The 20209-nt window shown below is 62.3% G+C and carries 25 protein-coding genes; 16 read left to right on the top strand and 9 right to left on the bottom strand.

The annotated features are described in order from the left end of the window. The first annotated feature begins 29 nt into the window (after positions 1-29). The 4 genes from X760_RS53465 to X760_RS53450 all read left to right on the top strand — a co-directional run bounded on the left by X760_RS53465 (position 30) and on the right by X760_RS53450 (position 3711). Positions 30-485, top strand: coding sequence for a DUF2214 family protein (locus tag X760_RS53465; RefSeq protein ID WP_023718978.1), 456 nt, complete (start codon positions 30-32; stop codon positions 483-485). A 183-nt stretch (positions 486-668) separates the two neighbouring features. Continuing rightward, positions 669-1646 carry a tripartite tricarboxylate transporter substrate-binding protein gene (locus tag X760_RS53460; protein WP_023718977.1) on the top strand — a complete coding sequence of 326 codons (978 nt, stop codon included), beginning with the start codon at positions 669-671 and terminating at the stop codon, positions 1644-1646. Positions 1647-1722: 76 nt separating this feature from the next. Further along, positions 1723-2190, top strand: coding sequence for a tripartite tricarboxylate transporter TctB family protein (locus X760_RS53455; protein WP_023718976.1), 468 nt, complete (start codon positions 1723-1725; stop codon positions 2188-2190). A 9-nt stretch (positions 2191-2199) separates the two neighbouring features. Then, positions 2200-3711 (top strand): tripartite tricarboxylate transporter permease, encoded by a 1512-nt coding sequence (locus X760_RS53450; RefSeq protein WP_023718975.1) that lies wholly within the window; start codon positions 2200-2202, stop codon positions 3709-3711. A 34-nt stretch (positions 3712-3745) separates the two neighbouring features. Here the strand turns inward: X760_RS53450 and nth are convergent, their stop codons facing one another. Next, positions 3746-4567, bottom strand: a complete 822-nt coding sequence (gene nth, locus X760_RS53445) for an endonuclease III (protein WP_023718974.1) — start codon at positions 4565-4567, stop codon at positions 3746-3748. A gap of 22 nt (positions 4568-4589) precedes the next feature. On the opposite strand from nth, the gene X760_RS53440 reads away from it, so the two are divergent. Then, positions 4590-5084, top strand: coding sequence for a DUF2244 domain-containing protein (locus tag X760_RS53440; protein ID WP_023718973.1), 495 nt, complete (start codon positions 4590-4592; stop codon positions 5082-5084). 3 nt (positions 5085-5087) lie between these two features. On the opposite strand, the gene X760_RS53435 is transcribed toward X760_RS53440, so the two are convergent. Next, complete coding sequence (locus tag X760_RS53435) at positions 5088-5903, bottom strand: class I SAM-dependent methyltransferase (RefSeq protein WP_023718972.1); 816 nt, start codon at positions 5901-5903, stop codon at positions 5088-5090. Positions 5904-6017: 114 nt separating this feature from the next. Between X760_RS53435 and X760_RS53430 the strand changes: the two genes are divergently transcribed. From X760_RS53430 to X760_RS77205, 6 genes are all read left to right on the top strand, one after another. Further along, a complete protein-coding gene (locus X760_RS53430; protein ID WP_023718971.1) occupies positions 6018-6911 on the top strand; it encodes a methylated-DNA--[protein]-cysteine S-methyltransferase in 894 nt (297 codons plus the stop codon). Between the two features lie 112 nt (positions 6912-7023). Further along, a complete protein-coding gene (locus X760_RS53425) occupies positions 7024-7932 on the top strand; it encodes a ribokinase (RefSeq protein ID WP_023718970.1) in 909 nt (302 codons plus the stop codon). A 6-nt stretch (positions 7933-7938) separates the two neighbouring features. Then, on the top strand, positions 7939-9399 hold the full coding sequence (locus tag X760_RS53420) for an amidase (RefSeq protein WP_023718969.1): 1461 nt from the start codon (positions 7939-7941) through the stop codon (positions 9397-9399). A 103-nt stretch (positions 9400-9502) separates the two neighbouring features. Then, positions 9503-10117, top strand: a complete 615-nt coding sequence (locus X760_RS53415) for a LysE family translocator (RefSeq protein ID WP_023718968.1) — start codon at positions 9503-9505, stop codon at positions 10115-10117. Between the two features lie 98 nt (positions 10118-10215). Then, positions 10216-10536: a hypothetical protein gene (locus X760_RS53410; protein ID WP_023718967.1), complete on the top strand. Its 321-nt coding sequence runs from the start codon at positions 10216-10218 to the stop codon at positions 10534-10536. A gap of 249 nt (positions 10537-10785) precedes the next feature. After that, positions 10786-11022: a hypothetical protein gene (locus X760_RS77205; protein ID WP_023718966.1), complete on the top strand. Its 237-nt coding sequence runs from the start codon at positions 10786-10788 to the stop codon at positions 11020-11022. A gap of 6 nt (positions 11023-11028) precedes the next feature. Here the strand turns inward: X760_RS77205 and X760_RS53400 are convergent, their stop codons facing one another. After that, positions 11029-11970 carry a nucleoside hydrolase gene (locus X760_RS53400; RefSeq protein WP_023718965.1) on the bottom strand — a complete coding sequence of 314 codons (942 nt, stop codon included), beginning with the start codon at positions 11968-11970 and terminating at the stop codon, positions 11029-11031. Between the two features lie 144 nt (positions 11971-12114). On the opposite strand from X760_RS53400, the gene X760_RS53395 reads away from it, so the two are divergent. Together X760_RS53395 and X760_RS53390 are read left to right on the top strand one after the other, a co-directional pair. Continuing rightward, a complete protein-coding gene (locus tag X760_RS53395; protein WP_023718964.1) occupies positions 12115-12540 on the top strand; it encodes an Hsp20 family protein in 426 nt (141 codons plus the stop codon). Positions 12541-12603: 63 nt separating this feature from the next. Beyond that, positions 12604-12861 (top strand): DUF1150 family protein, encoded by a 258-nt coding sequence (locus X760_RS53390; protein ID WP_023718963.1) that lies wholly within the window; start codon positions 12604-12606, stop codon positions 12859-12861. 71 nt (positions 12862-12932) lie between these two features. Here X760_RS53390 and ptsN read toward each other — a convergent pair whose 3' ends face one another. The 6 genes from ptsN to lptC form a co-directional block, all read right to left on the bottom strand. Then, positions 12933-13397: a PTS IIA-like nitrogen regulatory protein PtsN gene (gene ptsN, locus X760_RS53385; protein ID WP_023718962.1), complete on the bottom strand. Its 465-nt coding sequence runs from the start codon at positions 13395-13397 to the stop codon at positions 12933-12935. Positions 13398-13456: 59 nt separating this feature from the next. Then, complete coding sequence (raiA, locus tag X760_RS53380; RefSeq protein ID WP_023718961.1) at positions 13457-14041, bottom strand: ribosome-associated translation inhibitor RaiA; 585 nt, start codon at positions 14039-14041, stop codon at positions 13457-13459. 289 nt (positions 14042-14330) lie between these two features. After that, positions 14331-15857, bottom strand: a complete 1527-nt coding sequence (gene rpoN / locus X760_RS53375) for an RNA polymerase factor sigma-54 (protein ID WP_023718960.1) — start codon at positions 15855-15857, stop codon at positions 14331-14333. A 197-nt stretch (positions 15858-16054) separates the two neighbouring features. Further along, on the bottom strand, positions 16055-16873 hold the full coding sequence (lptB, locus tag X760_RS53370) for an LPS export ABC transporter ATP-binding protein (RefSeq protein WP_023718959.1): 819 nt from the start codon (positions 16871-16873) through the stop codon (positions 16055-16057). Beyond that, positions 16873-17484, bottom strand: a complete 612-nt coding sequence (locus tag X760_RS53365; RefSeq protein WP_023718958.1) for an LptA/OstA family protein — start codon at positions 17482-17484, stop codon at positions 16873-16875. The genes lptB and X760_RS53365 overlap by 1 nt, the downstream gene beginning before the upstream one ends. Next, the gene (lptC, locus tag X760_RS53360; RefSeq protein WP_023718957.1) at positions 17471-18184 is read right to left on the bottom strand and encodes an LPS export ABC transporter periplasmic protein LptC; all 714 of its coding nucleotides are present in this window, start codon (positions 18182-18184) and stop codon (positions 17471-17473) included. The genes X760_RS53365 and lptC overlap by 14 nt, the downstream gene beginning before the upstream one ends. A gap of 305 nt (positions 18185-18489) precedes the next feature. On the opposite strand from lptC, the gene sppA reads away from it, so the two are divergent. The 3 genes from sppA (at position 18490) to X760_RS53345 (ending at position 20191) form a co-directional block, all read left to right on the top strand. After that, positions 18490-19446, top strand: a complete 957-nt coding sequence (gene sppA / locus X760_RS53355) for a signal peptide peptidase SppA (protein ID WP_023718956.1) — start codon at positions 18490-18492, stop codon at positions 19444-19446. Between the two features lie 78 nt (positions 19447-19524). Then, entirely contained in the window at positions 19525-19809 is a 285-nt protein-coding gene (locus X760_RS53350) for an integration host factor subunit beta (RefSeq protein ID WP_006200394.1), read from the top strand. Positions 19810-19858: 49 nt separating this feature from the next. Further along, positions 19859-20191 (top strand): lipopolysaccharide assembly protein LapA domain-containing protein, encoded by a 333-nt coding sequence (locus X760_RS53345; RefSeq protein WP_023718955.1) that lies wholly within the window; start codon positions 19859-19861, stop codon positions 20189-20191. The last annotated feature ends 18 nt before the right edge of the window (positions 20192-20209 follow it).

Raw genomic sequence — 20209 nt, 5'->3', positions numbered from 1 at the left:
GCGCTGCCGTCCGACAGAGGGGAAACAGCATGGACACCACCGACCTTGTGCTTGCCATCTTCCATCATCTGCTGGTGTTTTCGCTGGCAGGCATCATCGGCGCCGAATTCGTCCTGATCCGCAGCGACCTGTCCGCCGCGACGCTGAAGCGGCTTGTCGGTATCGATCGCCATTACGGCATCATTGCCATGCTGATCATCGTCGTCGGCATCGGCCGCGTCATCTATGGTCTCAAGGGCTGGGAATTCTACGTCTACAACTGGATGTTCTGGGCAAAGATGGCCGCTTTCGCAATTGTCGGCCTGTTGTCGATTATCCCGACCGTCCGATTCCTGTCCTGGAGCAGGCAGGCGAGCGCCAGTCCCGGCTTCCAGGTGCCTGCGGCGGAGCTAGCGTCCGTTCGCACCTATGTCCGCACCGAGGCATTCATCTTCCTGTTGATCCCGGTGTTCGCGGCGGCGATGGCGCGCGGCTACGGCTATTAAGATAGGTCGGAGGAAGGGCATCGCGCGGCCCGACCTTTCCACTCATTGCGCGGACAAACGTGCAGTTTGCCGTTTGAGGCGATTGTCATTTGTCGGGTTGCGCTAGTTATTGCTCCATCTACATTCGGTTTGAGAGGAACTCCGCGCAGCGGTTGGTAATTCGTATTCTGGGAGGAAATCACGATGAGAAAATTCGTCGCCGCGCTGGCTGCCGTTGCGGTCGCCATGCTTTACCCGTTGGCCGCGGGCGCGCAGACGTACCCCGAACGCACCATCACCGTTGTCGTGCCGTTTTCGGCCGGCGGCCCAACCGACACCGTCACGCGTCTTGTCGCGGAAGCCATGTCGAAGGACCTCGGCCAGCAGGTCATCGTCGAGAATGTCGGCGGCGCCGGCGGCACGCTAGGCGCCGGCCGCGTCGCGAATGCCGATCCTGACGGCTATACGCTGCTCCTGCATCACATCGGCATGGCGACCAGCGCGACGCTGTATAGGAACCTCGCCTACGACACGCTGAACGCGTTCGAATATATCGGTCTCGTCACAGAAGTGCCGATGACCATCGTCGGCCGCAAGGATCTCGAGCCGACCGATCTGAAGGGACTGGTCGACTATGCCAAGGCCAACAAGGACACCGTCACCGTCGCCAATGCCGGGATAGGCGCGGCCTCGCATCTGTGCGGCATGCTGTTCATGAGCGCCATCGGCACGCCGCTGGTCACCGTTCCCTACAAAGGCACTGGCCCGGCCATGACCGACCTTCTCGGCGGCCAGGTCGACATCATGTGCGACCAGACGACCAACACCACCAAGCAGATCCAGGGCGGCACGATCAAGGGCTATGCCGTAACCTCGGCGCAACGCCTCGACGTGCTTCCGGACGTGCCGACAACGACGGAAGCCGGCCTTCCGCAGGTGCAGGTCGGCATCTGGCACGGAATCTATGCACCCAAGGGCACGCCGGCCGAGATCACCGAGCGCCTGTCGAAATCGCTGCAGGTGGCGCTGAAGGATCAGAACGTCGTCGCCCGCTTTGCCGAACTCGGCACCAAGCCGTCGCCCGAGGCCGACGCCACGCCGGCCGCGCTCAAGGCCAAGCTGGAAAGTGAGATCGCGCGGTGGAAGCCTATCATCGAAGCGGCCGGCCAGTACGCCGACTAAAGCTTGAACGGGGCGCCACCAGCGCCCCGTTTTTACACGGCATGGGCAAGCCCGCGGCGCGGCCCGGGAGGACGTCATGAAACCGTTCGCAATCGACAGAACCAACGGCATTTGCGCAGCGCTGTTCATCTTCCTCGGCGCATTTTTCGCGCTGCAGTCGCTCGGCCTCGAAATCGGCACCGCCTTCCGTATGGGACCGGGCTATTTCCCGCTGGTGCTGGCGATCGTGCTGATCCTGCTTGGCGCCGTCATCCTCGTCCAAGCGGTGCGTTTCGAGAGCGACCCGATCGGCCACATCGCGTGGCGCGGCATGCTGTTCATTCTGCCCGCTCCGATCTTCTTCGGCCTGACGGTGCGCGGCCTCGGCTTTATCCCCTCGATCTTCCTGACGGCGCTAATCGCATCGTTCGGCAGCGGCCGTATGAAGCCGCTGACCGCGCTCGTGCTGTCGGCCGGCCTGACGCTGTTCGCATTCGTCGTCTTCAGCTACGCACTCGGCCTGCCGTTCCGGCGTTTCGGCCCGTGGCTGCCCCTATCATTGTGAGGAGATGAAATGGAACTCCTCAACAATCTCGCACTCGGCTTTTCGACGGCCACATCTTTGGCAAACCTCGGTTTCTGCCTGATCGGCGTCCTTCTCGGCACGCTGATTGGTGTCCTGCCCGGCATCGGCGCCACCGCAACCATTGCCATGCTGTTGCCGATCACCTTCCAGATCGGCGATCCGGTTTCCTCCCTCATCATGCTCGCCGGCATCTATTACGGCGCGCAGTATGGCGGTTCGACTACCGCAATCCTCATCAACATGCCCGGCGAATCTTCGTCGGCCGTCACCGCCATCGACGGCTACCAAATGGCCAGGAACGGTCGCGCCGGGGCGGCACTGGCGACCGCGGCGATAGGCTCGTTCTTTGCCGGCACGGTGTCGACCTTCCTCGTCGCCATCTTTGCCCCACCGCTGACGGCGATAGCGCTGAGATTCGGCGCAGCCGAGTATTTTTCGCTGATGATTGTCGGCCTGGTCTCGTCCGTCGCGCTCGCCCACGGCTCGATCGTCAAGGCACTGGCCATGGTCGTGCTCGGCCTGCTGCTCGGACTTGTCGGCACGGATATCTACACCGGCACGCCCCGCTTCACGCTCGGCATCCGCGAATATGCCGACGGGCTGAATTTCGTCGCAGTGGCGGTCGGTGTCTTCGGCGTCGCCGAGATACTGCGCAACCTCGAAAACGAGCATGAGCGTTCCGTGCTGATCCGAAAGATCTCCGGCCTTATGCCGACCCGCGAAGATTTTCGGCGCATGGCGGCCCCCATCGTGCGCGGAACAATCATCGGTTCGGCGCTCGGCATCCTGCCGGGAGGCGGCGCGATCCTTGCCGCCTTTGCCTCCTACACCGTCGAAAAACGTGTCTCGAAAAGTCCGGGGGAATTCGGCAAAGGCGCAATCGAAGGCGTCGCCGGACCGGAATCGGCCAACAATGCCGGCGCACAAACCTCCTTTATCCCGATGCTGACGCTCGGCATTCCGGCCAATCCGGTAATGGCGCTGATGATCGGCGCGATGATCATCCAGGGCATCGTACCCGGCCCCAATGTTGCGATCGAACAGCCTGCACTGTTTTGGGGTATCATCACCTCGATGTGGATCGGCAATCTGATGCTGATCGTCTTGAATCTGCCGCTAATCGGGCTTTGGGTGAAACTGCTTACGATCCCGTATTACGTGCTCTTCCCGATCATCATGGCGTTCTGCTCGATCGGCGTTTACAGCGTCAACACCAACGTCTACGACCTCTATGCAGTCGCACTCTTCGGCTTGCTTGGCTATCTCCTGACCAAGCTGCGCTGCGAACCCGCGCCGCTGCTGCTTGGCTTCGTGCTCGGCCCGCTGCTCGAGGAAAACCTGCGCCGCGCCATGATCCTCTCTCGCGGCGATCCGAGTACCTTCGTGACGAGACCGATCAGCGCCAGCCTGCTCCTCATCGCGCTCGCCGTGCTCGTCATCGTGTTTCTCCCCGCGGTCAGGAAGAAGCGCGAGGAGGTGTTTGTCGAAGAGAGCTCCTGAACGTGGATGGCGCCACATAGGAGGAACTTCAGAGTCACTTGGCTGGCACTGATTCAGTAGCCGCCTCTACTGGCCCGAGCGGCGCGATCTCGACCAGTGGTGCAGGCACGCTGGTCGTCTTTTCCTTGGCCTTGCAGATATCGGCGATGACGCAGGCAGGGCAATCCGGCTTACGCGCCTTGCAGACATAGCGGCCGTGCAGGATCAGCCAATGATGCGCATGTCGCATATATTCGTCCGGAATGATCTTCAGGAATCCTTGCTCGACCTGTTCCGGCGTCTTGCCCGGCGCCAGGCCGAGCCTGTTGCCGATGCGGAAGATGTGCGTGTCGACCGCCATCGTATGCTGGCCGAAGGCGACGTTGAGCACGACATTGGCGGTCTTGCGGCCGACACCCGGCAGCTCGACCAGTTGATCGCGATCATCGGGCACCTTGCCGCCGTGGTCGCGGATCAGGGCTTCCGACAACGCGATGACATTCTTGGCCTTGTTGCGCCACAGCCCGATAGTGCGGATATGGTCGCCGAGCCTGGTCTCGCCCAGCGCCAGCATTTTCTGCGGCGTGTCGGCGATCTTGAACAGCGCCCGCGTCGCCCTGTTGACGCCGGCGTCCGTCGCCTGCGCCGAAAGCACCACCGCCACCAGCAGCGTGAAGGCGTTGATATGTTCGAGTTCGCCTCTCGGGTCCGGCCGCTGAACGGAAAAGCGCCGGAAAATCTCATGCACCTCGGCCGGGCTGTAAAGCGCCCGCGACCTCGCCGGCCGCGGACGCGGCTTGGCGTTCGAGCCGTCGCGGCGGCCGGGCAACAGGTCTTTTTTTAGCGCCGAAGAGTTTTTGGACTTGGGGCTTGTCATTGCTTTCCTATAATATTCTGTAATGAGCGACACAAACGCCTCATTTCAGGCCGACGAGCCATTCTTCCAGGCGCTGCTGATACCGCACCGGTCGCTGGGCAAGACCGGCTTTGTCATCCTGATGGGCGCATTGCTGTTCGGGTGGCTGGTGACCGGAGCGTTTTTCCTGTCGCGCGGCGCCTGGCCGGTGTTCGGCTTCTTCGGCCTCGATGTTATTGCCATCTATATCGCCTTCCGCGCCAATTATCGTGCCGCTCGGGCTCGCGAGGAGGTGTCGGTGTCTCGCACCAGCCTCGATATCCGCAAGACTGCCCCGTCAGGCAAATCGGAAGCACATCGCTTCAATCCGTTCTGGGCACGCTTTTCGATCGCCCGCCACACCGAAATCGGCATCACCAGAATGGCGGTCGAGGCGCAAGGAAAAACAGTCTCGATCGGTGGCTTCCTCAACCCCGACGACCGCGAAAGTTTTGCCACCGCATTTTCGCGCGCTCTGGCGACCGCCAAGGCGCGCTGACGATCAAAACCGAAATCTCAACAGCCTGCCGACCCTCCGAAGAGCCGGAACGTGGCTCCAGAGGCGAAAGACCAGTCCGGCGAACCAGCTCACACGGGCGGCATGTTCGGGTTTGTACGCCATCGTTTCCTCGACCAACCGCAGGCCGGGCACTGACCGTTCCAAGTCGCGCGGATCGTTGATCGCCCAGTGGAGTTCGGCTCCGGTGGCGCGGAACGACCGGTTGAGGCGCACGAGCTTTAGACCCAGGTCGCTGTAGGCATCGCAGATAAATTCGCCGCTGGCCAGATGCGACACAAGCCGCGAAACCAGTCTTGGGCCCTCGTCAGCGGCAAGGTAGGGGGTCAGGCCCTCCGCCACGACCATCGCCGGGCGATCGCCGGGCACTTCATCCAACCAGCCAGGCTCCGTGACGGATGATCCGATCAGGTGGTAATGCTCGCGCATCGGGTAGAGCTTGCGCCTGAGCTCGATGACTTCGGCGTAGTCGACGTCGAACCAGTCGACGCCGGCTGGCGGGTCGATACGGAATATTCGTGTGTCCAGCCCGCAGCCGAGATGCAGTACAATGGCGTTCGGGTTGTTCGCCAGAAAAGCCGAAACCCAGTCGTCCAGCGTCTTGGCCCGGATCGCCAGACCGACGCCGAGATTGTTGTCGACCTTGAGCCGCGAGAAATCGTAGTCGATGCGGCGAACCGCCTCGTCCGCAAAGCGGTCTTTCAGCAGCGAGTTGGGAAGCCGGCTTTCCAGCGCCTTGCCGTAGACGGTGATCAGCAGCGTTTCTTTTTCCTTGGTCAGCTGCATCTTCTCGCCGGCCATGATTGTCCTCCCCATTCAAAGCCAACTCTATCTGGGTACATGCTGCGGGAAAGCAAGTTTCGGGTGGTGATCGGCGCCGCGAAGGACGATATTCGCACTCAAGGAGATACTACCATGAACGCCCAAATGCCTCTCAAAACGACAGCAATCCTTCAGAAAGACATCACGCCTGAAGGCGGCGACTACGAAATCGTCCGTCGTGCCATCGAAAAGATCAGCCTCGACTATCGCGACCAGCCTTCGTTGGAAGTGCTGGCCGAGGAGGTCGGCGAGACGCCGACCGGGCTGCAGAAGCTGTTCACCCGCTGGGCCGGCCTGTCGCCGAAGGCTTTTCTGCAGGCCGTCACCCTCGATCATGCGCGCAAACTGCTGGATTCCGGCATGCCGCTGCTGGAAACTTCGTTCGAACTCGGCATGTCCGGCCCAGGCCGGCTGCACGATCTGTTCGTCACCCATGAAGCGATGTCGCCGGGCGACTACAAGACCCGCGGCGCAGGGCTCACCATCCGCTACGGCTATCATATCTCGCCTTTCGGCATCGCTTTGATCATGGTGACGGACCGCGGCCTTGCCGGCCTCGCCTTCAACGACCCCGGCGGCGAGCGCGCGGCCTTTGCCGACATGTCCAGCCGCTGGCCGAATGCGACCTATGTCGAGGACATGGCGGCGACGGCGCCCTATGCCGCGCGCATCTTCGATCCGACGCTGTGGCGCGCCGACCAGCCGCTGCGCGTCGTCATGATCGGCACCGACTTCCAGGTCCGCGTCTGGGAGGCCTTGCTGCGCATTCCGATGGGCAAGGCCTGCACCTATTCCTCGATCGCCGCGCGCATCGGCGCACCGAGCGCCAGCCGGGCTGTCGGTGCCGCGGTCGGTGCCAATCCGATGTCCTTCGTCGTGCCGTGCCACCGGGCTCTCGGCAAGTCCGGCGCGCTCACCGGCTACCATTGGGGCCTGACGCGCAAACGCGCCATCCTCGGCTGGGAGGCGGGACAAGTCTCTTCTTGAATAGCCAACGAATGGAACGATAGGAGCGAAGGGCCCCGAGGGTGACAAGCAGCGATCTTACGGAGTAGCTTCCCGCGCAATTAGAGTGACATGCGCTAGCGGGAGGCACTTCTTGATCGTCGTCATCGGTTCCATCAATCTCGACCTCATCGCCAGTGTCGACCGCTTGCCCGGTCCCGGCGAAACGGTGCGCGGCTCCGGTTTCGCCACCGCCCCCGGCGGCAAGGGAGCCAACCAGGCGCTGGCCGCCGCCCGCGCCGGCGCCAAGGTGCGCATGGTCGGCGCGGTCGGCAAGGACAGCTTCGCCGGCGAGGCTTTGGCGCTGCTGCGCGACGGCAAGATCGACCTGTCCGGCGTCGGCGAGACCTTTGCCTCGACGGGTACCGCGTTGATCATGGTCGGCGCCGACGGCGAGAACGTGATCGCCGTCGTGGCGGGCGCCAATGATTCGGTCGTGCCGGGTGACCTTTCCAAGGCTTTCCTGAAAAACGGCGATGTCGTGCTGCTGCAGTTGGAGGTCCCGTTGCAAACGGTCGAGACAGCGCTTGACGCGGCAAGGACGGCCAACGCGGTCACCGTGCTCAACACCGCACCTTTCCACGGCGACGCGGCCGGCTTCCTCGGCAAGGCCGACTATCTCGTCGCCAACGAGACCGAGTTCGACCTCTATGGTGAGGCGCTGTCGTTGAGTGGCCGCGACCGCCCGGCACGGATGCGCGACTATGCCTCGAGAACTGGCCGCACCATCGTCGTCACGCTTGGCCCAGACGGCGTTCTCGCCGCGACGCCGGACGATCTCCTGATGGTTCCGGCGCTGAAGATCACTCCGCTCGACACGGTCGGCGCCGGCGACACGTTCTGCGGCTATTTTGCTGCCGGACTGGCGGCAGGCCTGCCGCTCGACCAGGCGCTTGCCCGCGCTGCCGCAGCCGGTTCGCTGGCCTGCCTGAAAGCCGGCGCCCAGCCTGCCATCCCGCTGGCCAGGGATGTCGACGCCGCCATGCCGACATCTGCCGGCTGAAGCGCGATGACAGCCACGCGCCCGACCACCAGGCATGCCGTGCCGCCCGCCGGCGACATCTGCCGCCTGTCCGCCGTGGAACTGGCCGACAGGATCAGGCGCCGGCAGCTTTCGGTGCGCGAAGTGATCGCTGCATTCCTGGACCGGATCGAGGCGGTGAACCCACAGGTCAACGCCATCGTTTCATTGCGTGAGCGTGCCGACATCCTGCGCGAGGCCGACGAGGCAGACGCTCATTTGGCGCGAGGAGCAGATACCGGATCGCTGTTCGGTCTGCCGATCGCGATCAAGGATCTTGCGCTGACAAAAGGCCTGAGAACCACCTTCGGCTCGCCGATCTTCGCCGATTTCGTGCCTGAGGAAGACGACTTCTTGGTCGAGCGTGTTCGGCAGGCCGGCGCCATCATCATCGGCAAGACCAACGTTCCCCAATTCGGGCTCGGCTCCAACACCTACAATACCGTGTTTGGACAGACGCTCAACGCGTTCGACCCAGCGCTGACCGCCGGCGGCTCGAGCGGCGGCGCGGCGGTCGCGCTGGCGCTCGACATGGTTCCCATTGCCGATGGCAGCGACTTCGGCGGTTCGCTGCGCAATCCCGCTGCCTACAACAATGTCTATGGCTTCCGCCCGTCGCAGGGATTGGTACCGGCCGGCCCTGATCTTGATGTGTTTCATGCGCAAATGGGCGTCGAAGGGCCGATGGGGCGTAACGTGCGCGACATCGCCCTGCTGCTCGACGTTCAGGCCGGCTATCATCCTCGCGCGCCGCTGTCGCATGATAAGCCAGGCTCGTTCCTCGAAGGGCTGGAATCGCGGGCGGCCGGCGGGCGCATCGCCTGGCTCGGCGATCTTGACGGTCATCTGCCGATTGAAGCAGGCATTCTACAGCTTTGCGAGGCAGCACTCGGCCGGTTAGCGGATCTATCCTTCGAGGCCGAGCCGCTGATGCCGGAATTCGAGTTCGAAGCGCTGTGGCAGGCCTTTGTAACGCTTCGCCAGGCGAGCAGCGGTTGTGCGCTCAAGGTGCATTACGACGATCCCTTGAAACGCCGCCTTCTCAAGCCGGAGGCCGTGTGGGAAGTGGAACATGCACTGGGCCTCACCGCACCGCAGATCCACGCCGCCACGGTGAGGCGCTCGTCATGGCACAAAACCCTGCTGTCGCTCTTCGATCGATTCGATCTCATCGCGCTGCCGACCGCGCAGGTCTTCCCTTTCGAGGTCTCCACCCACTGGCCAAGGGAAGTGGCCGGGCGTGCCATGGACAGCTATCATCGCTGGATGCAGGTTTCAGCGTTCGCCACGCTCGGCGGCTGCCCGGCGATCAATGTGCCGGTGGGCTTCGACCCCAAGGGCAGGCCGATGGGCATGCAATTGATCGGGCGGCCACGCGCTGACCTCTCGGTGCTGGGGGCGGCTGCCGCCTATGAGGCAACGCTACCATGGCAGGCCGGCGCCTGCTGAAATCAGCTCCGCATTGTCGGCGCCTCGCCGGCTTGCACGCAACTCATCGCCATGCATTGATCGCGACAGCGCGCCGCACGAGCGGCATTCTGCGGAGGGAAAAATGTCGCTGGAACTCTACGCCACCTACGTCGTCGCTTGCATCGTCATCATTCTTGTGCCGGGGCCGACGGTCACGCTGATCATCGCCAACAGCATCCGCCACGGCTCGCGCGCCGGCCTCGCCAATGTCGCCGGCACCCAGGCCGGGCTGGCCATCATCATCGCCATCGTCGGCATCGGGCTGACCTCGCTTATCGCCGGCATGGGCCACTGGTTCGAATGGGTCCGGCTGATCGGCGCCGCCTACCTGATCTGGATGGGCGTGCAGATGTTCCGCTCGAAAGGCAAGCTGAACGCCGACGGATCGGCTAAAAAGCCGCGCGGCGGCTTCTTCCTGCAGGGCCTGCTGGTGGCGATCAGCAATCCGAAGACGCTGGTGTTCTTCGGCGCCTTCTTTCCGCAGTTCATCGCCCCCGAAGGCAATTACGCGTTACAGATCGGCGTCATGGGTCTCACCGCCATGATCTTCGCCGCCGTCTCGGATTCGACCTACGCGTTGGCCGCCGGCCGCGCCGGACGCCTGCTCTCGGCCGGCCGCGTCAAGCTCTTGTCGCGAATCAGCGGCAGCTTCCTGGTGGGCGGCGGCCTGTGGCTGGCGTTTTCCAAGGCGAAGTAACAGCCGCGAGCCGGGACGCAAATAGCAATCTCCTGGAACAGGAAGCCCGATTGAAAGTCAGCCTTCTGTGCACCACATGAATCGACAGTTGGGGGTTCATGCCGGTGCCATGGACTTTTGTGGATGTGAAAAGGCACGCGATCGGCGTGATCCTGATTGTTGCTTTGTTTGCGGCGGTGTTGGCCCTCGATCCGCTCAAGTGGACGAATAACGCCAGCCCGATCCGCTCGGTGGACCCAATCGATGCAGCCGTCAAAAGTGCCCATTGGGGCAAAGGCCGAAGTGTCTACATGCTGGTCCTTGAAGACGGTTCATCTGTTTTCATCGACGACGATCGTCCGCGCCTGATCGGCTCGCACGTCGGCATCGAGCGCGTCACGCGCGACAATGGCTTTGTCTTCTACCGATTTCCAAATTGAACGGCGATCGATCAATGAAGCTGTTTTCGAAGGTAAACGAGTGACAGAGCTCTCTTCGAAGAAATCGCTCTTGAACAAAGCCCTTACGCTATTCAACTCTAAGTGATAGGGCCGACGAATCTTTCTCTTAGAAACCGCCTTCTTCTGCCTCGGGAAGAGTTTCGCGATACAGTCGTTGGCGTCGCTTTCTTTTGCTCATTCGCTCTTGTGGCCGCCGTGGCGATTGTAACAAGACAGAATAGCCCGATCATGGGCACGCAACGCATAGGAGGCATCGTCGAAGATGTTGCGACGATGCCTCTAAATCCGAAAGGTTCCGTCGGCCATGGACTTTATTATAGATATGAAGTCCGTCTCCATGACGGCAACGCACTGGTATTTATCGATGGTGAGGTGGAGACGCCCCACATGATCGGATCGGAAGTCTCGATCGAACAACAGCACCGCAATAACGGCACCAGCACCTACCGCCTGCTCAACGACTGAGCGGCGCTAAAGCCGTCCCAGCCTTTCCAGCAGCAGCGCGAAAAACGCATCATGGTCGATGTCGCGCATCACCACGGCGTTCTTCGGCCGCTTGGTCACTCCCCACCAGTCGATCACCGTCATGCCCATGGTGAGCTCCGAGGCAGTTTCCACGCTGACATTGCAGTTGCGGCCCTTGAACAGCTTCGGCTTCAACAGGTAGGCGATGACGCAAGGATCGTGCAGCGGGCCGCCATCGGTGCCGTATTTCTCCTCGTCGAAGCGTTCGAAGAATTCCAGCATGTCCGCAGTGGCCGTGCCGACCCTGGTGCCGAGCTTCCGGAAAGCCTTCGTGCGCTTGGCGGTGGTCAGCGCCTTGTGGGTAACGTCGAGCGGCATCATCACGATCGGAATGCCGGATTTGAACACGACATCGGCGGCATGCGGGTCGACATAGATGTTGAATTCGGCAGTCGGCGTGACGTTGCCGCCCTCGAAGAAGCCGCCGCCCATCAGCACGATCTCCCTGATGCGCGACGCGATCTTCGGCTCGCGGATCAGCGCCAGCGCAACATTGGTGAGCGGGCCGAGCGCGCAAAGCGTGATCGTGCCGCTCTCCTCCTTTATCAGCGTCTCGACGATGAAATCGACCGCATACTGGTCCTGCAGCTTCATCTTTGGTTCGGGCAGTTGCGGCCCGTTGAGGCCGGTCTTGCCATGCACCTCCTCGGCAGTGACCAGTTCACGCGCCAGCGGCCGGATGGCGCCTGCATAGACCTTGACATCCGGCCGGCCGGCCAACTCGCAGATCTTGCGGGCGTTTTTTTCGGTGAGTTTCAGCGGCACGTTGCCGGCCACCGCGGTGATGCCGACGATCTCCAGCTCGGCGCTGCCGAGCGCCAGCAATATGGCGACGGCATCGTCCTGGCCGGGGTCAGTGTCGATGATGATCCTGCGGGATTGGGGCATTTCAATTCCTTGTTTTGGCAAGTCTTTTTGGGCGGGACGTGTGACGGCTTGAAGTCTGCCGGGCGGCGGACCATATCAAGACCATCGGGAAAAATGCCATCCGGGTTTTTCCAGTTTATGTCGCTCTTGAGAGGACACTGTAACATGAGCCGAATGACGCCTTTTTCCAGCCCGCTTCTCCTCGGTTTCGATTCCATGGAAAAGACACTGGAGCGCTTGGCGAAGTCGGGTGACAGCTATCCTCCCTACAACATCGAGCGCCTCAGCGGTGCCGACGGCAAAACCGAAAGGCTGCGTATCACGCTCGCCGTCGCCGGTTTCGCGGAAAGCGATCTCGATGTCTCCACGGAGGAGAACCAGTTGGTCGTGCGCGGCCGTCAGAACGACGACACCGAGCGCGAATTCCTCCACCGCGGCATCGCCGCGCGCCAGTTCCAGCGCTGTTTCGTGCTGGCCGACGGCATGCGGGTGATTGCGGCGGAATTGAAGAACGGCCTTTTGTCGATCGATCTCGATCGGCCGGAGTCCGAACGGCTGGTACGAAAAATAAACATATCGGTGAAAGACTGAGTTTTGCCGATAGCTCTCATGTGGGATGGCCTTGAGCGGCGTCTCGCGGCAAGGAGGCTTGAAATGACCAGAACTGACGAAAATATCATCATGACCAGCGGCGAATTCGCTCATCTCGGCGAAGGTTCGGTCGCCTATCTCAGGAAAGTGTCGAGCGACGATCTGCGCGGCCGTTTCCCGGGCCTCGTCGAAATCGCGCCCGGGCTGGAACTGTGGGCCCTGTTTGCCGCCAACGGCCAGCCGATCCTGCTTTCGGACGCTCGCGACCGGGCGCTGGCCGGCGCCTTGGAAAACGATCTGACCCCCGTCGCTATCCACTAACAACACGGCGCGCCGATCTGGCTGAAACGGACAGGGCCGCTCACGGCGGCCCTTCAACGGGTCCAATCAACTCAGGCGGCGTGCGAGGCCTGTGTATCCGACAGCAGCGCGTGGATGGCCACGGCATCGCGCGTGCCCCTGATCTTGGCAACCGTGTCGGCATCGCGCAGCACCCGCGCGATGCGCGACAGCGCCTTGAGGTGGTCGGCGCCGGCACCTTCGGGGGCCAAAAGCAGAAACACCAGGTCGACCGGCTGATCGTCGAGGGCCTCGAAATCGACCGGTGTCTCCAGCCGGGCAAAAACTCCAGCGATCCGCTTCACCCCGGCCAGCTTGCCATGCGGAATGGCGATGCCGTTGCCGACGCCGGTCGAACCCAGCCGCTCGCGTTGCAGGATGGTGTCGAACACCTCCCGCTCCGGAATGCCGGAAATTGCCGCCGCCCTTTCAGACAGCAATTGCAGCAACTGCTTTTTGGAGTTCGCCTTCAACGCCGGCATGATTGCCGGAACGTTGACGAGATCGCTCAGATCCATGCTTGAAATCCCTTGTTCGCCTGCCGTCGCCAGTCCCCACGCTTGCGTGCGGCTGGTTTTTACCCCTGCGCGACCTTGGCCGTAGACGGGTCGATCCAGCCGATATTCCCGTCCGGCCGGCGATAGACGATGTTGAGATGGTCGTTTCCGGCATTGCGGAAGACCAGGACCGGGCTGTCCTTGGTGTCGAGCTCGATCACTGCTGACGCCACCGACATGGTCCGCAGCGTCATGGTCGATTCGGCGACGATGGCCGGCGCGAAATTCTCCGGTATCTCCTCCTCGTCATCGGCAAGCGGGGCCATCACCGTATAGGCGACGTCGGTGAGTTCGCCATTGCTATTGCCTGAATTGTGCGACTTCAGCCGGCGCTTGTAGCGCCTGAGGCGGGTTTCCAGACGGTCCGCCGCGGTATCGAAGGCAAGCGTCGGATCCTGGGCATCGCCGGTCGCCTGCAGCGAAGCACCGGAATCCAGCCGGATCATGCAATCGGCCGTGTAGCGCGATCCCGATTTGACGACTACGATTTGCCCTGAAAAGCCCCGATCGAAATATTTCCCGATCACTTCCCCGACACGGTCGTTGATGCGCGTACGGAACGCATCGCCGATATCCATGTGTTTTCCCGATATGCGCAGTGTCATCTGAAAACTGACCTTCCTTGCTCAGGCTTCAAACTGTCCCGAGTTTATACTCGTGGTCCGTGCGCACAAGCTTTGCGGCGTCACTTGCGCCGATTTTAAATCCGAACTTTCCGGTTGATCACAAGCCGCCTTCTTGGCCGTCCCGTGGCCTACGTCGTGACGGACCATCTCTCGTGCGGGCATCAGCGAACTCAAATCCACCCGCCAGCCCGTCTCATGCGGGCGGGCTTCTAGCCACTTCGTTGCCGCTTGTCAATGAACGCGAAAGCTGTGGAAATTCCGCCGGAGTTCAACGGCCGGCGCTGGCCAAAGCGCGTTTTTCGCGCCGCCGTTGCACCGAAGAGGGTATGTTCATGCCTTCCCGGTATTTGGCAACCGTGCGCCTGGCAATGTCGACGCCGCTTTCCCGCAGCATGTCCACGATGGCATCGTCGGAAAGCACATCGACGGCTTTCTCCTCGTCGATCAGCTGCTTTATGCGGTCGCGCACCGCTTCCGACGAATGCGCATCGCCGCCACCCGACGAAGCGATCGAGGCGGTAAAGAAATAGCGCAGCTCGAACACGCCGCGCGGCGTCAGCATGTATTTGTTTGCCGTGACCCGGCTGACCGTCGATTCGTGCATGCCGATAGCGTCCGCCACCGTGCGCAGGTTGAGCGGCTTCAGGTGCCGCACGCCGTGGACGAGAAAAGCGTCCTGCTGGCGCACGATCTCGGAGGCGACCTTCAGGATAGTCTTCGCCCGCTGGTCGAGGCTGCGCGTCAGCCAGTTGGCATTCTGCAGGCATTCGGCGAGGAAATCCTTTTCCGCCTGGTTTTTCGCATGCGGCGTGACCTGAGCGAAATAGATGTGATCGACCAGCACACGCGGTAGCGTCTCGGCATTGAGCTCGACCGTCCAGCTGCCGTCATTGGCTGCGCGCACCTCGACGTCGGCCACGATCGCATCGCTGGCACCGCGCGAAAACGCCATTCCCGGCCGCGGGTCGAGCGCCCGGATCTCGGCCAGCATGTCGAGCAGATCCTCCTCGTCGACACCGCAAATCCGCTTCAGCGTCTGGAAATCGCGCCGTGCCAGGAGTTCGAGATTGGCGATCAATGCCCTCATCGCCGGATCGAGCCGGTCGCGCACGGCAAGCTGCAGCGACAGGCATTCGGCGAGGTCGCGGGCGAAGATGCCGGCGGGCTCGAATGTCTGGCAAATCGCCAGCGCCCTTGCCACCGCCGTGGCGTCCGTGCCGAGGCGGGCCGCGATCTCGGCCATGTCCGCACGCATGTAGCCGGCCTCATCGACGCCGTCGGCAAGCTCGCTGGCGATCAGGCGCGCGGCCGGATCGGCGAAGGCGAGCGCCACCTGCTCGCCGACATGGTCGCGCAGCGTGATGGCAGCCGCCGCCATATCCGCGACGTCGAAGCCGTCGGAGGAAGAGGCGGAACTATTGCCGGACGCCGATTTCCATTGCGCCGTCAGGTCGGGGCCGAGCCGCTCGCTCGTTCCAGGATCGTCGGGAAACAGGTTTTCCAGCGACGTATCGAGCTTTTCCGAGATCGCCTCGGCGCTCCACGCCGTCTCCGCTTCGAACCAGTCGCCGTCGGCTGCCGGTTCCGATGCGGCGTCGCTCTTCTGCGCCTGGTCGCTGGCGGCGTCGTCCTGCGGTTCGGCGCGTTCCAGCAGGGGATTGCGTTCGATCTCGTCGTCGATGAAGCGTTCCAGCTCGAGGTGGGTGAACTGCAGCAGGCGGATCGACTGCATCAGCTGCGGCGTCATCACCAGCGACTGCGACTGTCGTAGCTGTAGTTTTGCCGCCAACGCCATGGTTCGGTTTCAACGCCCCGTCTACGCGCCCGCACTGCTGGAAAGAATTTTCCAGGCCAGCATAGAAACTGGCCCGGCTTTTGCTTGTCAAGGCGAGGTGCGGAAAAACTCGCCTGCCAGCGCGTTTTTCAGGCAGAAAATCGAAGAAAAAGCTGCCGGACTACGCCGGAAATCCCGTTCGAACCGGAATTTCGCATTTAGAGCGTAAATCCCTCGCCAAGATAAAGCCGCCGCACATCGGCATTTGCGACGATTTCGTCGGCTCGGCCATGGGTCAGCACCTGACCGGCATGGATGATGTAGGCGCGGTCGATCAGGCCAAGGGTCTCACGCACATTGTGGTCGGTGATCAGCACGCCGATGCCACGTGCCGTCAAGTGGCGCACGAGCTGCTGGATGTCGGCGACGGCGATCGGGTCGATGCCGGCGAACGGTTCGTCGAGCAGCATGTAGGCGGGGCGGGTTGCCAACGCACGGGCAATTTCGAGGCGCCGCCGCTCACCGCCGGAGAGCGACAGCGATGGAGCCTTGCGCAGATGGCTGATGTGGAATTCCTCGAGCAATTCGTCGAGCAGGCGCTCACGCTCCTTGCGGCTCTTTTCGACCACTTCGAGCACGGCCCGGATGTTTTGCTCGACGTTCAGGCCGCGAAAAATCGACGCTTCCTGCGGCAGATAGCCGATGCCGAGACGGGCGCGGCGATACATCGGCATCGACGTGACGTCGAAGCCGTCGATTTCGATGGTGCCTTCGTCGACCGGCACCAGCCCGGTCACCATGTAGAAACAGGTGGTCTTGCCGGCGCCATTGGGGCCGAGCAGCCCAACCGCCTCGCCGGCGCGCACGCCCAGCGTCACGCCGCTGACGACTTTGCGGCCCTTGTAGCTTTTGGTCAGCCCCTTGGCGATCAAGGTTCCCTTGAACTTTGCCGCTTCGACGGTGACCCTGGCCGGTGCCGCAAGTTTGCTGGCGGCGCGCCCTGGAAGACGCGCCAGCAGCGACGATATGCCGGTCATCAGGGTTTCGCTGCTCCAGACTTCGCCTGCGGCGTGATCGACATCATGACGCGGCCGCCGCAGGCGTCGACCTGGGCAAGGCCGCTCTTCATCTGCACGGTAAGCTTGCAGCCGACAAGCACGTTGTCGCCTTGCGAGAGCACGACCTTGCTGCCCGAAAGCACCAGCACCTCGGTCTTCATGTCGAAGGTGCCGCGGTCGCCGGTGGCAACCTGATTGTCCGATTTGATGTAGACCTTATCGTCGACCACGAGATGGTCGATGTTGGCGGATCCGGTCATCGCCGCGGCACCCGCCGGCTCGGCGCCTTTGGCGGCGGCTGCATCCCTGACGTAATAGACCGTCATTTTGCCGGCCTTGAGTACGGTTGGACCCTGGACGACGTTGACGTTGCCGGTGAAGACGGCGACGCTTTCCGCTTGGCGCACCTCGAGCTTGTCGCTTTCGATCTGGATCGGCTTGTCGCCCGACAGCCTGAGGCCGGACATTTGGCTGGTGGCGCTGGACTGCGCCAGCGACGAAGCCGTCCCCAGGGTGAGCCCCAATGGCAGCCCGAGGGTCAGCAACGCCGAAACCGCGGCGAGGCGCCGTGCCGAACTACTGAACCGCATTGGTCTCTCCGCTCTTTGCCTCTGCCGCCTTCAAACTGGCGGGATCGATGTCGACGCGCACCTTGTTCTCGAAAACCAGGACCTTGCCATTGTCCTGGACCGACATCGAATCCGCCCTGATCCGCGACCCGCCGCGGCTGACATCGACGGGTTCGCTTGTCTTCATAGTGCCTTCGCCCATGTCGAGATAGACTGATTTGAATTTTGCCACCACGCCATCCGTGGTCGATACCGTCACGTCGCTGGTCAGGCTGAACGTGTTGCCGTCGCGATCATAGGTGCCGCGCGCGGCATCGATGGCGGCCGTGTTGTCGGCCGCAATCGGCAGCCTGGCCTTGATGCCTTCCAGATCGATGATGCCTTGTTTGCTGACGTCCTGTATGGCGCGCAGGGCCGTCATCGAATAGGGCAGGTTCTGCTTGGTGAAGCCGTTGAGCTTGGGATTGGCCATCACCAGCTTGCCATTGGCAAAGGAGCCGCCGTCGGCCTGCACCTCGATTGCAGCGGGAGCCATGAGATAGGAATAGACCGGAAACGCGACCGCGATCAGGGCGGCGACCAGCGGCACGGCCAGCTTGAGGATCCGCACCCGGCGCGAATGACGCTGCGCGATGTCAAAGGCGTCGACCCGCGCCCGGCCTGCGGCCTTGGGAGCCAACTCCGTCTCGGTGTTGGTCGGTTCGATTGGTCCCGCTAACATGACTGCTTCTTCTAAACCCCTGCCCGCCAGGCCGCCCTATAGGTGGGGTGCCGGCACCCTCAAGCAAGCACAAGCCGAGGAAAACCGCAAAAATATGACAGCCGCCCCTATACAACGAAAATGGCCCCAGCGCAGCCTGAACCTCATACCAGATATGGGCGCACAGTGTTAGAGCCTGTGGAACGCGACAGATTGAAGCTTGCCCGAACGCCGAAGACGGCTTTGGCGAAGGCCGTCAGGAAACGGTAGCCGGGCGCGAATGGTTGCTTTAAAAGCATCTGCTCCCACCGACTACGAGGCTGACCATGGCATTGAGAGCCGACGACCTGATCGACCGCCGCCGCTTGCGCCGCAAGCTGACATTCTGGCGTGTTGCGGCGATTCTTGTCGCCGCAGCCGGGCTGATCGCCTTTTCCGCGTGGATTTATGGTGACGAATTCACCGGCGCGGCTGTCGACCACATCGCTAAGGTCAAGATCGAAGGTACCATCACCGAAGACGAAGAACTGATCAAGCGGCTGGAAGCCATCCGTCAGTCGCCGCGCGTCAAGGCTGTGATCCTGTCGATCGATTCACCCGGCGGCACCACCGTCGGTGGCGAGTCGATCTACGAGGCAGTGCGCAAGCTCGCCGCCGACAAGCCGGTGGTGGCCGAGGTCGGCACGCTCGCGGCGTCGGCGGGTTACATGATAGCCACCGCGGCCGACCATATTGTCGCACGCAAATCCTCGATCGTCGGCTCGATCGGCGTTCTGATCCAGTACCCGGACGTCAGCGGCCTCATGGACAAGCTCGGCGTCAAGCTGGAGGAGGTGAAATCCTCGCCCTTGAAGGCCTCGCCTTCCCCCTTCAAGCCGACCAATGACGATGAACGCGCCATGGTCCGCAAACTCATTCTCGACAGCTACGACTGGTTCGTCGGCATCGTCGCCGAGCGCCGCAACATGACCAAGCCGGAGGCGCTGGCGCTCGCGGACGGGTCGATCTTCACCGGCCGGCAGGCGGTCACCAACAGATTGATCGACGCGGTCGGCGGCGAGGCCGAAGCGATCGACTGGCTTGCAGGCAAGGGTGTCGATGCCAAGCTCAAGGTGGTGGAATGGAAGGACACGGAAAAACGCGGTGGTTTCCTGTTCTCCAAGGCGATGGCGCAGACCGTCGGCGCTGCGCTTGGCCTGCCTGGCCATGGCGGCGACGTCCTTCACGAAATTGGAGCGGACCGCTTGTTTCTTGACGGTCTCGTTTCCGTCTGGCACCCTTGAGGAGCCGCTTGGGAGTGAAAAAGCAAATAAAATCATTCTGATAATTTCGGCGGCACTGCTTTCACGGGGAGCCTTTTCATGATCAAATCCGAACTTGTGCAGATCATCGCCACGCGCAATCCGCATCTTTTCCTGCGCGATGTCGAAAACATTGTCGGCGCCATCTTCGATGAAATCACCGACGCGCTTGCCGAGGGCAACCGGGTCGAGTTGCGCGGCTTCGGCGCGTTTTCGGTGAAAAACCGCCCTGCCCGCACCGGCCGCAATCCGCGCACCGGCGAATCCGTAGAGGTCGAGGAGAAATGGGTGCCGTTCTTCAAGACCGGCAAGGAATTGCGTGAAAGGCTGAACGGAGGCAAATAGGCGCGGCGCCCGCCGACCCGTTGCTGCCTTTTCTTCCGAACGGAAAAACATGTTCAATCGCTTCATCCTCATCGTGGTTTTCGTGCCGCTGGCCGTCATCCTGATTGCGCTGGCCGTCGCCAACCGCGAACCGGTGGCCTTCACGCTCGATCCGTTCAATCCCGGCAATCCGGCGCTGACGCTGACCGTGCCGCTGTTCATTTTCCTGTTCCTGGCGCTGGCCATCGGCATGATCGTCGGCAGCCTGGCGACCTGGATCAAGCAGGGCCGCTACCGCAAGCTGGCGCGCCAGCGCGCCGCCGAGGCCGAGAACCTGCGTCTGGCAGTCAGCCGCGCGCCCACAGCGGCGCAGGGCCCGGCCTTGCCGAAGCCGATGAACTGAGCCGCGGCTCGGGCAGGA

Source organism: Mesorhizobium sp. LSHC420B00 (assembly GCF_000503055.1).
Lineage (GTDB): Bacteria > Pseudomonadota > Alphaproteobacteria > Rhizobiales > Rhizobiaceae > Mesorhizobium.
This window is presented reverse-complemented; position numbering and strand designations above follow the sequence as displayed.

Coding starts and splice junctions, on each gene's coding strand:
- X760_RS53465 (WP_023718978.1), top strand. CDS start 30: ATGGACACCACCGACCTTGTGCTTGCCATCTTCCATCATCTGCTGGTG.
- X760_RS53460 (WP_023718977.1), top strand. CDS start 669: ATGAGAAAATTCGTCGCCGCGCTGGCTGCCGTTGCGGTCGCCATGCTT.
- X760_RS53455 (WP_023718976.1), top strand. CDS start 1,723: ATGAAACCGTTCGCAATCGACAGAACCAACGGCATTTGCGCAGCGCTG.
- X760_RS53450 (WP_023718975.1), top strand. CDS start 2,200: ATGGAACTCCTCAACAATCTCGCACTCGGCTTTTCGACGGCCACATCT.
- nth (WP_023718974.1), bottom strand. CDS start 4,567: ATGACAAGCCCCAAGTCCAAAAACTCTTCGGCGCTAAAAAAAGACCTG.
- X760_RS53440 (WP_023718973.1), top strand. CDS start 4,590: ATGAGCGACACAAACGCCTCATTTCAGGCCGACGAGCCATTCTTCCAG.
- X760_RS53435 (WP_023718972.1), bottom strand. CDS start 5,903: ATGGCCGGCGAGAAGATGCAGCTGACCAAGGAAAAAGAAACGCTGCTG.
- X760_RS53430 (WP_023718971.1), top strand. CDS start 6,018: ATGAACGCCCAAATGCCTCTCAAAACGACAGCAATCCTTCAGAAAGAC.
- X760_RS53420 (WP_023718969.1), top strand. CDS start 7,939: ATGACAGCCACGCGCCCGACCACCAGGCATGCCGTGCCGCCCGCCGGC.
- X760_RS53415 (WP_023718968.1), top strand. CDS start 9,503: ATGTCGCTGGAACTCTACGCCACCTACGTCGTCGCTTGCATCGTCATC.
- X760_RS53410 (WP_023718967.1), top strand. CDS start 10,216: ATGCCGGTGCCATGGACTTTTGTGGATGTGAAAAGGCACGCGATCGGC.
- X760_RS77205 (WP_023718966.1), top strand. CDS start 10,786: ATGGGCACGCAACGCATAGGAGGCATCGTCGAAGATGTTGCGACGATG.
- X760_RS53400 (WP_023718965.1), bottom strand. CDS start 11,970: ATGCCCCAATCCCGCAGGATCATCATCGACACTGACCCCGGCCAGGAC.
- X760_RS53395 (WP_023718964.1), top strand. CDS start 12,115: ATGAGCCGAATGACGCCTTTTTCCAGCCCGCTTCTCCTCGGTTTCGAT.
- X760_RS53390 (WP_023718963.1), top strand. CDS start 12,604: ATGACCAGAACTGACGAAAATATCATCATGACCAGCGGCGAATTCGCT.
- ptsN (WP_023718962.1), bottom strand. CDS start 13,397: ATGGATCTGAGCGATCTCGTCAACGTTCCGGCAATCATGCCGGCGTTG.
- raiA (WP_023718961.1), bottom strand. CDS start 14,041: ATGACACTGCGCATATCGGGAAAACACATGGATATCGGCGATGCGTTC.
- rpoN (WP_023718960.1), bottom strand. CDS start 15,857: ATGGCGTTGGCGGCAAAACTACAGCTACGACAGTCGCAGTCGCTGGTG.
- lptB (WP_023718959.1), bottom strand. CDS start 16,873: ATGACCGGCATATCGTCGCTGCTGGCGCGTCTTCCAGGGCGCGCCGCC.
- X760_RS53365 (WP_023718958.1), bottom strand. CDS start 17,484: ATGCGGTTCAGTAGTTCGGCACGGCGCCTCGCCGCGGTTTCGGCGTTG.
- lptC (WP_023718957.1), bottom strand. CDS start 18,184: ATGTTAGCGGGACCAATCGAACCGACCAACACCGAGACGGAGTTGGCT.
- sppA (WP_023718956.1), top strand. CDS start 18,490: ATGGCATTGAGAGCCGACGACCTGATCGACCGCCGCCGCTTGCGCCGC.
- X760_RS53350 (WP_006200394.1), top strand. CDS start 19,525: ATGATCAAATCCGAACTTGTGCAGATCATCGCCACGCGCAATCCGCAT.
- X760_RS53345 (WP_023718955.1), top strand. CDS start 19,859: ATGTTCAATCGCTTCATCCTCATCGTGGTTTTCGTGCCGCTGGCCGTC.